Source organism: Paenibacillus sp. SZ31 (genome assembly GCF_012912005.1).
In the GTDB taxonomy this organism is placed as follows: Bacteria; Bacillota; Bacilli; order Paenibacillales; family Paenibacillaceae; genus Paenibacillus.
The window spans coordinates 83392-98411 of sequence record NZ_JABBEA010000013.1; the positions used below are offsets into that span (position 1 = coordinate 83392).

Consider the following 15020-nt stretch of genomic DNA (forward strand, 5'->3'; position numbering starts at 1 on the left):
TATTTCGGCTAAATTCCATATTCGATGCTGATGATGCCACCAGGCATCCTTCGTAATCAAAAGCGGACTTTTTGAACAACCTCTTAAATCAATGGTTCAAAAACATAATTTCTGAGTTAGTCATCCGGAGGTGTTTTTGCAGATGTTAGTTACTTTATCGATTCGCAATCTGGCTGTGGTGGAAGAAGTGGACGTTGTATTCCATCCAGGATTCCATGTACTTTCAGGGGAAACGGGTGCGGGGAAGTCGATTATTATAGATGCACTTGGCTTAATTGCCGGTGGGCGCAGTTCAGCGGATCTGATCCGGTACGGATGTGAGAAGGCAGAGATGGAGGCCTTGTTCGAGATGGAGCAGAGTCATCCGGTATGGCAAACATTAGAGAAGCTTGGTATTCACTGTGAGCCGGAAGAGCATTTGGTTATTCGGCGTGAGCTGAATACACAGGGAAAGAGTACATCCCGCATTAACGGGCAATTGGTCAATCTGACCATGCTGCGGGAAGTAGGCGAGAAGCTGATCAATATCCATGGACAACATGAACATCAGAGTCTGCTGAGAGCTGAGAGCCATCTGGGGCTTCTTGACACCTATGGCTCGGAAGTCATCGGACCGATCAAAGCGAAGTACCAGGAGCGCTACAGCAAGTTTATCACGGCGGAAAAAGAACTGCGTGCGCTTCAGGAGTCCAGTCAGCGTGCATATCAACTCTTGGACATGTATCGCTTTCAGCTTGAAGAGATCGCAGCCGCAGGCCTTACACGAGGTGAGGATGAATTACTCGGGGAAGAACGGGTCAAACTATCCCATAGTGAGAAAATGATGGACAGTGTTGCTGGTGCATATGATCTGCTCAGTGGTCAACGCGGGCTTGAAGCTGTTAGCATTGCTCTTTCTAGAATTGAAGATATCTCTGGCTACGATAGCAAAGGTCTGCAACCGATTGTAGAGCAGTTGCAATCGGCATTTTATCAATTGGAAGATGCGACATTCCAGTTAAGGGATTACCGGGAGAAGATTGAATTTAATCCGGCTAGGCTGGAAGAAGTGGAGCAAAGGCTGAATCTGATTTCTGGCCTCAGACGGAAATACGGAGACAGTGTGGAACTTATTCTGAGTTATTATGATCAGATTAGCCATGAAACCGACCAACTGGAGAACAAGGACGAACGGCTGGAGAAATTGCGAGCTGAACGTGACAAAATGCTTAACCTTGTGATGGAGTCTGCCGAAGAACTCAGCAAGATTCGCAAACAATGTGCAGAGGAACTTGCTGCTCAGGTGGAAAGTGAGCTCAAGGATCTACAGATGGAGCGAACCACACTTCGTGTTCAGATTACTCCATTCGAAGATCCGAAGGGAATTGAATGGAATGGACGCCGTATTCGTCTGAATCGTCATGGTGCGGACAATGCGGAATTCCTGATCTCACCCAACCCTGGTGAGCCACTGCGACCACTGGGCAAGATTGCTTCAGGTGGTGAGTTGTCGAGAATGATGCTGGCGATGAAGAGTATCTTTGCACGACATGACCGGATACCTGTGTTGATTTTTGATGAAGTTGATACAGGAGTTAGCGGTAGAGCAGCTCAATCCATTGCGGAAAAACTGTTCCGTTTGTCTTCGACCTGTCAGGTTTTCTCAATAACTCACTTACCACAAGTGGCTTGTATGGCAGATCATCAGTACCTCATCGAGAAACATGTCTACGATGGACGAACGATGACACAGGTGGAATCGCTGTCAGACGAAGGCAGAGTGAAGGAATTGGCACGTATGCTGGGTGGTGTGGAAATTACAGAAAAAACGCTGCATCATGCACAGGAAATGCTGAATTTGGCGGAAGCCAAAAAAGGGTTAAACGAACGGCTGGCGTAATGTTTGACAGTAATAAAAGCCTGGGGGCGAGGTTATCTTAAAGGTACGCAATTGGCGACCACCTTTCGTCAAGCGAAAGAAGCAAAGGGAGTGTGACAGCCATTGAATTCCCCCCTCAGGAAGAAATTGCTAGGTCTTTTATTTGCCTTCTTTCTTTGTGTGATTAGCCAGGCCATTCAGCCTGTGCAAAGTTATGCTTCACTGCCGGATGAATTACAGGTGTTTGCTGGCAGGCAAGCGGATGTCCGGCTCGCTGTACCTGCTGCTTCAAGCGCCGTTGTAGATCGTCCTGATATCGTTGGTTTGGATGATCAGGCAGCGATGCATGTTACCAGGCAACAACCTTTGCATCTTCACCCCCAACAAACGGGACATGCCAAATTAACGTTAAAGTTGTGGGGTAAAATTCCGGTGAAAACAGTGCATGTGAATGTGATTCCGGATTTGCGTGTTGTACCCGGGGGTCAAACCATTGGCGTCAAGGTTAAATCGGCAGGCATTCTGGTTGTCGGCCATCATCTGGTCCGTTCCGGACAGGATGAGCGCGTATCGCCCGGAGAAACAGCAGGCATTAAGCTCGGAGATCTGATTACGCATATGGATGGGAAACGTCTGGATGGCGTGGCAGGTGTCTCCGAAGCCGTTGAACTTGCAGGCAAAAGTAAAAAAGGCATCGATGTGGTATTGAAACGTGGTAAGGAAACGGTCAAGACTCGATTAACTCCTGCTTACGACTCTGAAGATCAAGCGTGGAGGCTTGGCTTGTACATTCGTGATTCCGCTGCTGGTGTTGGGACACTTACCTTCTATGCTCCCGATCAGGGCGTATATGGCGCACTCGGCCATGTCATAACAGATATGAACACACAGACATCTATTGTTGTGGGTAGTGGTCAGATCGTTCAGTCCAATGTAACGTCAATTTCGAAGAGCGAGACCGGTGATCCGGGTGAAAAACGTGCTCATTTCCTCAAGGAAAGCAAGATTTTGGGCAATATTGAACGCAATACGGCTTTTGGCATCTTTGGTAAAATGTCCGGAAATCCTGAGCACAGTTTGTACTCGAAAGGCATTCCCGTCGCTTTTTCTCATGAAGTAAAGGAAGGCCCGGCCGAAATACTTACCGTGGTTGACGGTCAACAAGTTGAACGCTTCTCCATTGACATTGTTCATGTGGCAGATCAAACCGAGCCAGCGACCAAGGGTCTGGTACTTCGAATCACGGACCCGAAATTGCTGGATAAGACCGGAGGCATTGTTCAAGGAATGAGTGGCAGCCCTATTGTGCAAAATGGTAAATTGATTGGTGCGGTTACTCATGTATTTGTCAATGATCCGAAATCGGGTTACGGTTGCTTCATTGAATGGATGTTACAAGATGCTGGCGTTATGATGAAAAAGGAAAACGATAAGAACCTCAAGGCTGGCTAAACAGCCTTGAGGTTCTTTTTTGTCGAAAGCAAACATAATATATCGGATAATGAAATAAATTATTTATTATATAGGATCAAGAAAAAAAAATAAAGAAAAATAATTTTCGACAGGAGGATTTTAACCTGCTGTGTCGAAAATTTAACCTGTAAGGAAATGTACGAAACGATGTTTAATTTAAAGGAGGATACCGTTTTGCAAAAAATTGAGGTATTGCTGGCCGATGATAATCGTGAATTTACGAATTTGCTTGCCGAATATATATCTGAACAGGAAGATATGGAAGTAACCGGTATTGCATACAATGGAGAAGAAGTACTGCAATTGCTGGAGCAAACTCGAGATGTTCCGGATGTATTGATTCTGGATATTATCATGCCTCATCTGGATGGACTGGGCGTACTTGAGCGCTTGCGCAACTTGAACCTGTCTCCACAGCCTAAAGTCATTATGCTTACGGCATTCGGACAAGAGAATATCACACAGCGTGCCGTGCAACTCGGAGCTTCCTATTACATTCTTAAGCCGTTTGACATGGAAGTGCTCGCGAATCGTGTGCGTCAACTAGTGGGAACGCAGACGGCGATGTCCACAAGTAGCGGTTCATCCATGTTCATGAAATCCAATGTTGTGCCAATGGGCAAACACAAAAATCTGGATGCCAGCATTACGTCCATCATACATGAAATCGGCGTTCCTGCGCATATTAAGGGATATCAGTATTTGCGCGAAGCGATTACGATGGTGTATAACAATATCGAAATTTTGGGAGCCATCACCAAAACATTGTATCCGGCGATTGCCGAAAAATTCAAAACCACGCCGTCCCGCGTCGAACGTGCGATCCGTCATGCGATTGAAGTGGCATGGACTCGTGGTAACATCGACAGCATCAGCCACTTGTTTGGTTATACGATCAATATCAGCAAGTCGAAACCAACAAATAGCGAGTTCATCGCGATGGTTGCTGACAAGCTGAGAATCGAGCATAAGGTAAGCTGAAAGGGTCAGGAGTAGTGAGCTGGCAAGTATAGCTTGGATTCAGGAAAGGTTCTAGCCAAATGAATATTAGCGTCTTATATCTGAATTCATTCATTTCATGCCAATAAACTTCTGTAATATAGGCCAACGAATACCGTCATTTATTGGATTGATAATATCCAGTTCATGACGGTATTTTTGCATAACGAAATATCACAGAATCATGAGGTGAAAATTATCTTTTATAAACTTTTACCTTCAGTTAACGCTTTTTCAAGTAGAAAGTGGTACGATGTGACCATTGATAAAGACCTACATATATATTTGGAAGTACGGATTAGATGCTACGAATAGAGGAGTAGAATAGTATGTTTACGCAAATAGGCGAGATTGCTGAACCAATTCCTGTAGTACGATCTGATACAAAATGCGATATCGTCTATCATCTTTTCAAGTCCAATCCTAATCTGGAAGGTATAGCTGTTATGGGGGAGAAGGGTGTGTCGTTGATGATGCGACCCCGATTCTTTCAGCAGATTGGCACACAGTATGGATATAATCTGTATATGGGACGCCCTGTAGAACTGGTGATGAATACGCAGGCACTGGTCGTGGATTATTCGGAACAGATTACAGAGGTCAGTGTTCTCGCTATGGACCGAGATGACGGGGAAATATATGACCTTGTGCTGGTCACGTCGGGGAACAGTTTCTTTGGAGCTGTGAGTATTCGTCGTTTGCTGCTTGCTGTTGCTGATGTACGTGCCGAAATGGCGATTTTTATGAACCCGCTAACAGGCCTTCCCGGGAACCATATCATAGACGAACGGCTATCTCAGGCCCTTCAGATGGACCATTTTAGCGTGTTGTACGTTGATCTCGATCAATTCAAATCCTACAATGACAGCTACGGCTTCAAAATGGGGGATCAGCTTATTCAGGCGACAGCTAACTTGCTTCGCAAGCTTTTTGTTTTCCCTGAAGCTTTTCTTGGACATATCGGTGGTGATGACTTTATTACGATCCTGAATCACCATGATTACAAGCATATTAGTGAGGAAGTCATCTCAGGTTTTGAGGAAATGAAAAAGACGTTCTACAACGAACATGATTGGCATAATCAATATGTTCTGGGGGAAGGACGGTCCGGGCTGAATCGGCCCATTCCTCTCGTGTCGGTATCGATCGCCGTTGTAACCAACAGCAAGCGAACATATAAAAACATAGATCAAATTATCGATGAGGCTACACGGATCAAAAAAAGTTGTAAAGCGATTGCCGGAAGCATCATCTGTGCAAATGATACCGCCACTACTCCGTGTTAGAAATAAGATTACGAGAACGAATAGGACAGAGAGAACCTGAAGATGTGGGTCTAAAAGCTTTCTGTAAGAAAGCTTCTTCGGAAGCCGAGGCTCCACCTCTATACCCATAACGTTAAAATACAGAAAAACCGCTACTTATCAGGAGTTAGTCACCTGTAATAGCGGTTCTATCATTGGATGCGAGTCAAAGGTTGTGTAGCGAACGAGCCACTTTAATCTTTAACCTCATTATGTATACATAAAGTTATGTTTGATCAATGCGCAATTAGATTCGAATATCGACGGATGGATATGAAGCAGCAGGAGATGCAGAAGCCGGAGTTTGCGGGCCGTTTCCTGCTTCCTGATCTGTGGTTCCGCCATCGGATGGCTTCTCCTTACTTCCCGTTTTCTTTCCCTCATTTACTTCCTGATCTTCTTTCCCAGATGCTGCAGAGCTAGGAGGTTGTACCTTTTCTTTAGGTGCGGGCTGATGGATTTCTTTTATCAGATCTCCAATTTTCTGATCCACCTTGCTCAGCTGGGAATGGATGTCCTGAACAACCTCTCGTTTTGCCTGAAAGACGGTGCGCTCTGAGTTTTCCAGCATCATTGATTTGCCGAGGTCGAGTTCATTTCCCGGAGGATTGATCTCCAGAACGAGTCGGTCGAATCTGGTCTCTCCTTCAGTGGTCTGAATGGAGCCCTGCATACGATCACGCAAACCGACTAACTTGCCTAATTGATCATAAGTCTGACTATGTTTAATTAGGTGATCCAGTGAAGAGGCTTGTGTCTCGTCGGTTGGTTTGGGTTGTTGCTGTTGAGCCTTTTCGGGCTGTCTTAATTTGTTCTTTTCCTGCAATTCCTCAGATTTAATTTGCGCAATCTGACTGTCAATCTGGGATATGGAGTTTGTTAAGGATTTAATTCGCTGAGCTTTGGTTTTGGTATCCAACTCGTCATTGGATTTTACGCCTTGCATTTCTTCATTGAGCCGAACCTTCTGCTGCATGAGTCTCTGGATTTCTTTATCCCGATTGGAGACTTGATTCCCAGGAGTGAAACTGCTTTTGGTTGCAGGTGAGATTGAATTCATATCTTCTGTCCTCCTTCTCCTCTTTATCTTGGTTCTATTTACATATATCGGATGTTAAGAGAAGGATTTGAATAGCTCTTGTTTCATCCCAATGGATTCATTTTACGTCGGTTGTATTGCGTACTTCATCATAATAATTGATAATGGTTATCAATAAGTGAGTGGAAGTTCAGACACAATCTATGTAGACGGAGATGGGTTAGCAAAATGTGGAATGATTATTATATCCTCTGGAACTATGCTGCTGTGAGTATAACAGATATCCGATACATGGAATTTGGGGCATATGAGGAGATGAAATACAAATTTCCGACAAGTACATTTGTACTCACCATTCAGGGTGAGGCTGGAGTCACAATAGACAACAAAACGTATGAAGTGGACCGCTTTTATGTTCTCCATGGGGGAAAAGGGAGTAAGTTGGTTATTCAAGCCGGCGAGGCCGGATTACGCATGTATTACTTGATGTACAAAGCGAACCTGCCCAGTGGCGGGAGAAATGATCTGGGAAGGTTAATGGAGCGTATTAATCCGTTCCAGTTGAACTATGGGTTTAGCCCCGATACACCAACCATTCTATATGAGCAATTGAAGCAGATGCACTTTTTGTGGGATCAAAAGAATCCTATTCAGCACTTTCAGGCCAAGAGTTTGTTCTATCCCTTTGTGGAGCAGATATCATCACAGATTCCTCGTGTATCCAATCGCTATCCGAGTATTGTGGATCAGGTGAGCAAAGTCATTGAAATTATAGAGTCCTCCTACACCAAGCCGCTTACGCTGCATGCTTTGGCAGAAATGATCGGCTTGAGCCCAAGGAGTTTGTCACGAAAGTTCAAGCAGTCGACCGGAACCAGTCCCATTGATTATCTGATTCAGTTTCGTTTGTTCAAAGCCAAGGAGATGTTGCTGCAGACAGACGCCACGTTGGATGAGATCGCAGCAGGTATCGGTTATCCTGATGGATATTATTTGGGACGTATGTTCAAGAAACACACAGGTCTTTCTCCTTTGCAATTCAAAGAGAAGACCTCAGCACCTCTGTATTGGCCTGATCTGACATCAGGTGTGGCTCGAAATGACATTTTCAGAGGCGGAAGTGGAAGGTATGTTTATAGTGATGGTGATAATCATTATCAATATAAGCATGGAGGGTCAATAAATATGAACAGACAGACAAGAACGGGAATGCTGCTTAGTATTTTACTAAGTCTTACGTTACTGCTAAGTGCCTGCTCAACAGGTGTTGCCAGTAATTCGAGCGGAGATGCATCCGGAAGCAAAAGTGCGTCAAGTTCAACGAACACAGTAACAGCGGATAATCAAACCAAAACATCTGAACCACGTACAATTTCAACGGTGAAGGGAGATATTACAATCCCTGCTGAACCTAAACGGATTGTGGTTGACTTGTATCTGGGAAGTCTGATCGCCCTGGGGATTAAACCTGTGGGTACACCGGAGATGAACCTGAAGAATCCATATTTTATCGAATCACTTGAGGGTGTGCAGAATATTGGTGAATATGAAACCATTTCTCTCGAAAAGGTGTTGGAACTTGAACCGGATCTCATTGTAACAGGTAATCCTGATTTATTTGATTCCTTTAGCAAAATTGCGCCTACCTTGGTTGTTCCTTATGGCGAATTGAAAAACACCCATGAAGAGATCGCCTACTTTGGGGAAGTGCTGAATAAAGAAAAAGAGTCCGAGGCATGGTTAGCAGATTATGACGCAAGAATTGCGGATGCCAAGAAACGCGTTGGTGAGGCGATTGATCCAGCAGCCGAGGTGTCGGTCATGCAGTTCTATGATAAAGGACCGTTGGCCTTTGGTGATAATTTTGGTCGGGGAGGTCAGGCAGTCTATAGCGCGCTTGGTTTGAATCCTCCTGCAGATAAAAAAGAGATCTTAATGAAGGATCAACTGGTTGAAGTTTCATCGGAAGCAATTCCTGAATTTGCCGGAGACTACATCATTCTAACAGCAGATAATCTGACCCTGGAAGAGTTGAAATCCAAACCGGTCTGGAGCTCACTGGATGCGGTTAAGAATGATCGAGTGTTTATCTGGAGCCCGGATCGTTCATGGTACTTTGACCCGATTGCAACATTGGATCAGACCGAGGAATTGGCCGCGTGGTTTACGAAGTTATCTGGACAAAAATAAGCATAACATGTGCTTGATAAGATGAAATCCATTTCCAGTCTAAATTACAGTTGATAATGAAAATTATTATCATCTATAATGAGAGATATATTAGTGAACCTCTGCTATTCATATGTTATCGGATGTGTGGCAGAATGATGACCTTGTAAGGTCTTTGTTCCGGGTGAGGCTGGGATTGGAGAGTATTCAATGCAATTAGACGAACAGATGAAATGCTGGAATCATGCCGCTGTTAAGGTTCTGGATATACGCCGGATCGTTATGGAGGCGGGAGCGCAACTGGATGCCTATACACTTCCGGCAAATGGTTTTATATATACGATTCGAGGATCGGCTCAACTTCAATTAGATGGACAAACATACAAGGCAGAGCGATTTTACATGCTTCATGGGGCGAAAGGATCTTCACTGGATATTCAAACCAACGAAGATTTTGAATATATTCTGCTGTATTACAGAGCATTCCTTGCCTTTCCTAGTTATCGCAAAAAGTGGTTATTGGCACAGCCAGAGGTTGCACCGTTCTCTTTGCAATATGGATTTACGCCAAGTAGTCCACTTGGATTGTTACGTTACCTTGATGAGCTTGAGGATGCATGGGCACAGTCTGGCAGTTTGGATCTGCTTCATACGAAAAGTTTATTTTACCAATTCATTCATGAAATAATGGTTCAGCTCGCAGAGCAGGAGATCAAAACAGAACTTGCTGATCCGGTGAAACAAACCCTTCGTTACATACAGAACCATTACAGGGAACAGGTCACACTTGATTTCCTGGCTGAACAATTCAACTATAGCTCCCGGCATTTATCCATGCAATTCAAACGACAGACGGGTTACAGTCCGATTGATTATTTAATTCAGACCCGAATCGCCAAGGCTCGCAATCTCCTTTTGCGATCGGATGCAACGCTGAGTGAAATTTCAGCAGAAGTGGGTTATTCGGATGTGTATTATTTTAGTCGTATATTCAAAAAACATGTAGGGATCTCTCCGATTCTATACCAACGAAAGATGAGAGAAGAGTCGCGAAGAGAGGATCGTCCATTGCAAATCTCTGAATCGTCCATTGGCCGGAGATGGAAGTCGGGATATATTGATTATGAGAATCATTATCAATATATAGACGGAGGGTCTACATCAATGAAAAGAAGAAAAACAAGTTCCAGTATGATCATGGTTGCATTATTGAGCATAACGATGCTCCTCGCAGCCTGCTCTTCAGGTACAGCAACAACAACACCAGCAGCTGGCGAAGGAACGGGTGCCAGTTCCAATAACAGCAGTACGGCAGTGTCATCGGACACGGGAAGCCAGACGAACAAAGACAATGAAACACGCACAGTCTCAACGGTTAAGGGTGACGTGGTTGTTCCAGCCAATCCCAAACGGGTTGTTGTATTGTATCTCCAGGGGGATGTCGTCGCACTTGGAGTTAAGCCAATCGCTACCTCAGATGTATATGACGGGGCTGCATACAAGAGTGAGCTTGAAGGTGTAAATGCACTGGGTACTTGGTTTGAACCGAATCCTGAAGCTGTTATTGATCTTGATCCGGATCTGATTATCGTTCCTTCAGAAGAGACGTATACGTTATTAAAAGATATTGCACCTACGGTATATATTCCGTATGAAAAATTGTCTACAGAAGAAAGACTCCATAGTATAGCGAGTATTTTTGGAAAAGAGCAGGAAGCTGAGACGTTAATCAATAATCTCAACACCAAAGTTGAAGAAAGTAAGAAGACTCTTGCAGATGCAGGCATACTGGACAAAACTATCTCTATTGTGGAGGGCGGTTTGAAAGGTATGGTCATTGTAGAGAGCAAGCAATTTGGCCGGGGATCTCAGGCGGTATATGAGTACTTGGGAATGAAAGCACCTGAAGTCGTACAGAAGAAAATTGATGTGGTTTCGGACGCAGCAGGCTCCAACATCTCCATGGAAGTACTTCCTGAATATATCGGGGACTATGTGTTTCGCTCGGTGTATGAAGGAGCAGATAACTTGACGGATAATCCAATATGGAGCAGTATCCCTGCGATCAAAGAAGGTCGTCTGATTGAGATTGATTTTGATTTCTTCTATTATTCGGATATTTATTCAATCAATAAACAACTTGATTTTGTCGTGGAAAAGCTGTTGGCGGCTCCAAGAGCACAATAGTGAAGAGCGAACTTGTTGATAGAAGTTTTGTACAAGAAATGTTTGTTTTTTAGCCATTGTAATTTGATAAGATTACCATTAAACTAGGATTTAAGTGATAATGAGAATCGATATCAAATACTCGATGTTCTGGATCGAATTAACGGAGGTATTTTTAATATGAATCAGCAGTTGGAACTTTATGATGTAACCATTATCGGCGGTGGCCCAGCGGGCATGTACTCTGCCTTTTATAGCGGCATGCGGGATATGAAGACCAAGTTGATTGAGGCACGTGACAGATTGGGCGGTCGCATGCTCTTTTATCCGGAGAAAATGATCTGGGATGTTGGAGGTGTGACGCCAATTCTATGTGAAGATCTGATCAAACAATTGGAAGAACAGGCACGAACTTTCGAGCCAACGCTTGTATTTGAACAACAGATCGAAGGATTCGAACGTCAACCTGATGGCACGATTCTGTTAACTTCTGCAACAGGTGAACAACACTGGACACGTACTGTCATTTTGGCAATCGGTTATGGTATATATAAAATGGCCAAGCTGGAGCTTGAAGGTGCAGATCGTTATGAGGTGAGCAATCTGCACTATACGGTGCAGGAACTCGAGCCATTCCGTGGTAAGCGGGTGCTGATCTCAGGTGGAGGCGACTCTGCTGTAGACTGGGCGAATGAACTGGAAGCACTGGCAGAGAAAGTTACGGTTGTGCATCGTCGTGACCGCTTTGGCGGGCTGGAGCGTAATGTACTGCGCATGAGAGAATCCTCTGTAGATATCCGGACACCTTATGCGGTAGAGACACTGCATAGTTTGAGCGGCGATGTGATTGAGCAGGTGACCATTTCACACGTGGACACAGGTGAAACTGAACTGCTTGAAGTGGATGCTGTCATCGTAAACCATGGCATGAAGAGTGATTTTGGTCCAATCCGTGATTGGGGACTTGATCTTGGTGAATGGCATGTGACTACGACGGATAGATTGCAAACGAATATTCCTGGCGTATTTGGCGCAGGCGATTTTGTAGATTATGGTAGCAAGCTGTACCTGATTGCGGGTACTTTCACGGATGCAGCCCTAGCGGTAAACAGTGCGAAGCTTTACATGGACCCTGAAGCGGAGAAAGTGGCTTATGTTTCTTCCCATAACAGTCGCTTTAAGGAGAAAAATAAAGCACTTGGTGTTGTAGAAGAATAAAGGTCTGCGATCGGTTATATTAAGATGACTTCGGGTTCATTCCGAAGTCATCTTTTTTGCATAAAATGGGTACTAAGAAGGCATAATTGGCACAAGATAGAACACGCTTAGAATTGAACATGAATCACCAAATGTCTATAATAAGGCTGAGAAACTGTAGAATGACACTATATAAGTTGAAATAATCATTTACACGATAACGGAGAGGACAGAAAAAATCTGAAAAAGCGAAGCGGTCGCCTTTATCACCGGATTTTCCCTTAAGAAAAAGGGAATCGAAAAAATCTGGGGATAACAGGGATTGGAAGATTGTTCTGTCATCGTAGTGTCAGTGTAAATAAACTCTAATTCAACTTATATAGATACAATAAATAGATGAGAGTAGAGTGCAGCGTATGAAAAAGGGTTCACAACCACAACAAGGTTTCACCTTCATCCAGCGGTGGTTCAAACGACCTGATAAGAAAAAGATCAAATGGTCCGAAATGTATCTCGCACTTGCCGGTGCGCTTCATCGCTTGTTGGTTGAAGGGCGGCGTGAACGTTCAGCAGCCAAACGGTTACAACAGGATTTGCCTATCAACGCATTGGGCGAGATGAAGTTGGAGCCAGGGGATATCGTGTACACACCAAGCTCGGAATCCACCTATTACGCCGGACATATGGGCATTATTGGACTCGATGGCAAAGTATATCATGTGCACCCTTATGGGCCTGTATTTGCTGACTCATTAGATTGGTATCTCACACGTTTCTATGAAGGAGATCGTTTCATTGTATTCCGTTCCAGACTGAATGAGGCCGGCATGAAGGCTGCTGGGTGGGTACAGGAACACTACAAGCAGGTCAAATTCTACCGTTTGCAGACCAATCTGCGCAGTATTGAGCGCAATTACTGCTCCAAGTTTATATATCAGGCCTATCAGTTCACATCGGGACTGGACCTGTGGAGCCGCAAGTTTACCCGAATGAATCAGGGATATATTTATCCTTTTCGAATTGAGCGCTCACCAGAGCTGGACGTTCTGGGAACTTTTTATAAATAAGGCTCTAACCGACTAAAATGCTGTTCTTCCGAAAGTAAGAAAAGCAGGTTATGTCGGTTTTTTTTTATATGTGTAGAGATTAAAAACAGGAAAAACGCTCAAAACGTCGAATAGATTATGAGATAGGCATGCACAACTTGGAATCGTATACATAAAAAAAGGCGCGATGATTTTTAGCCCAGAGTAAAAAAACGACTACAAAAGTAGGCGAACAAGAAAGAGTGAAGCGAGATGAAATGGCCGGGCTTCTTACGCCGATTCCGACTGAACAAAAACGTAGTGAAGCTATCGGACTACACCCCAAAAAAGGAAAGGAGGCACTACTGTTCCATATGCAAGAAAAATGTTAAATCGGTTGTGCATTATGCGGCTCCACAGGGAAATGTTTCAGGTGTATGCAGTTCCTGTAAGACTTTGGCGGATGAACGAGGAATGTTCCCCATTTAATAAGAAGAGATGCGCTCAGGAAATAACATTGCTTTGATTTATGCGCGTTTTTGTAGTACATTAGCAAATGTATTCGAAGGAGGATTCTAATGTACTCAGGTAGACAAGACGATACTTTATACATCATGACCTACACCTTAAACAGCGGTATCAAGGGTACGGTTCCACTGTCTAATAAGCAGATTATTGAGTGGCTGGATTGCTACAGAAATGAGAAGCGCTTCGTGACCGAAATCGGCAAGGAGTTTTTTGGATTGAATGCAGGATTGGTAGCAGATTTCAAGGTTCAGAATCATTTATCGGATTATCAGCAGACCATTATGCCTACACAGCAGCAGGATAACCTGGAGCGCCTGTCCAGTGCTTATAAATCAACCGAGTTATTAATGAAGATTGATTGTAAATGCGGCACGGCTTACGTGACGGAATCTCCATATAAGCGCACGAAATGGTACTGCACAAAGTGTAAAGAGATTGTATTTTTGGATGCTAAAAAAGGAATGGTGGAAACGTCGCGTGGTGACGCTTACTACATGACCAACAAATATTTTGTTTCCCGGGACTAGCGGGAAGTGAGCCTGGAAGCATCGCTGCAAAGCGGTGCTTTTTTTTGTAATTGTTCATTACAACAAACAAAAAAAGCCCGAAAGGGCTTTTTCGAGGATCTCAGAGATCTCTTAGAAATTATGATGAGCATTCAACTTTGTGAGGAGGAATGAAGCAGCAACGACAGCGTGGCTCGTAAGCTTCTGAATCGCCAATCATAACAACCGGACCCAAGGTAACGGGTTCCCCATTGACGATACGTTGCGTAAAGGCAGCATCCGGGCTACCACATACGGCACAGAAAGCCGAGAGTTTCTCAATGTCATCTGCCATGGCGAGCAAACCGCCGACATATCCGAATTCCTTACCACGGTAATCCATATTAAGTCCATCCACAATAACATGTTTGCCACAATAGGCTAGCTCCGATACGAGTTCCATAATGGCACTGCTGAAAAATTGTACTTCATCAAATGCAACAACATCAGCATCTATAGTTTGGTTCAGGATCATTTCTACGGATTCCGGGGTTAATTGCCGGGGAATAGAGTGAGCATGTAATCGATAACCAATTCGGCTCACGATCTCGTCCTGGGCAAATCGATCATCCTCGGCTGGTTTGTAGGCCACAACCTTTTTACGGCCAAATTGTATTAATTTCTGACAACGGCGAATGAGTTCACCGGATTTTTCACTGAACATGGGCCCAGTAATTACGGTAATACGTCCTGTTTGCACGGTGCTGCTACTCCTCT

The 15020-nt window shown here is 44.2% G+C and carries 11 protein-coding genes; 9 read left to right on the forward strand and 2 right to left on the reverse strand.

Going from position 1 to position 15020, the window contains the following annotated elements; genetic code table 11:
* Positions 1-142 precede the first annotated feature (142 nt).
* The 4 genes from recN to HF638_RS21625 all read left to right on the forward strand — a co-directional run bounded on the left by recN (position 143) and on the right by HF638_RS21625 (position 5616).
* Entirely contained in the window at positions 143-1879 is a 1737-nt protein-coding gene (gene recN / locus HF638_RS21610) for a DNA repair protein RecN (protein WP_169482014.1), read from the forward strand.
* Positions 1880-1981: 102 nt separating this feature from the next.
* Positions 1982-3310: a SpoIVB peptidase gene (gene spoIVB, locus HF638_RS21615; RefSeq protein ID WP_036614352.1), complete on the forward strand. Its 1329-nt coding sequence runs from the start codon at positions 1982-1984 to the stop codon at positions 3308-3310.
* Positions 3311-3505: 195 nt separating this feature from the next.
* Positions 3506-4312 carry a sporulation transcription factor Spo0A gene (gene spo0A, locus HF638_RS21620; protein WP_062835258.1) on the forward strand — a complete coding sequence of 269 codons (807 nt, stop codon included), beginning with the start codon at positions 3506-3508 and terminating at the stop codon, positions 4310-4312.
* Between the two features lie 347 nt (positions 4313-4659).
* A complete protein-coding gene (locus HF638_RS21625; protein ID WP_169482015.1) occupies positions 4660-5616 on the forward strand; it encodes a GGDEF domain-containing protein in 957 nt (318 codons plus the stop codon).
* 265 nt (positions 5617-5881) lie between these two features.
* Here HF638_RS21625 and HF638_RS21630 read toward each other — a convergent pair whose 3' ends face one another.
* Complete coding sequence (locus tag HF638_RS21630; RefSeq protein ID WP_169482016.1) at positions 5882-6694, reverse strand: FlxA-like family protein; 813 nt, start codon at positions 6692-6694, stop codon at positions 5882-5884.
* A 294-nt stretch (positions 6695-6988) separates the two neighbouring features.
* Here HF638_RS21630 and HF638_RS21635 point away from each other — a divergent pair, with 294 nt between their 5' ends.
* The 5 genes from HF638_RS21635 to HF638_RS21655 all read left to right on the forward strand — a co-directional run bounded on the left by HF638_RS21635 (position 6989) and on the right by HF638_RS21655 (position 14285).
* Positions 6989-8863, forward strand: a complete 1875-nt coding sequence (locus tag HF638_RS21635; RefSeq protein ID WP_169482017.1) for an AraC family transcriptional regulator — start codon at positions 6989-6991, stop codon at positions 8861-8863.
* Positions 8864-9052: 189 nt separating this feature from the next.
* Positions 9053-11029: an AraC family transcriptional regulator gene (locus HF638_RS21640; RefSeq protein ID WP_169482018.1), complete on the forward strand. Its 1977-nt coding sequence runs from the start codon at positions 9053-9055 to the stop codon at positions 11027-11029.
* 159 nt (positions 11030-11188) lie between these two features.
* Positions 11189-12226: an NAD(P)/FAD-dependent oxidoreductase gene (locus HF638_RS21645; RefSeq protein ID WP_169482019.1), complete on the forward strand. Its 1038-nt coding sequence runs from the start codon at positions 11189-11191 to the stop codon at positions 12224-12226.
* Positions 12227-12621: 395 nt separating this feature from the next.
* Positions 12622-13272: a hypothetical protein gene (locus HF638_RS21650; protein WP_169482020.1), complete on the forward strand. Its 651-nt coding sequence runs from the start codon at positions 12622-12624 to the stop codon at positions 13270-13272.
* Between the two features lie 536 nt (positions 13273-13808).
* A complete protein-coding gene (locus HF638_RS21655; protein WP_017687614.1) occupies positions 13809-14285 on the forward strand; it encodes a hypothetical protein in 477 nt (158 codons plus the stop codon).
* Positions 14286-14403: 118 nt separating this feature from the next.
* Here HF638_RS21655 and HF638_RS21660 read toward each other — a convergent pair whose 3' ends face one another.
* Positions 14404-15003, reverse strand: coding sequence for a thymidine kinase (locus tag HF638_RS21660; RefSeq protein ID WP_169482021.1), 600 nt, complete (start codon positions 15001-15003; stop codon positions 14404-14406).
* Positions 15004-15020: the final 17 nt, after the last annotated feature.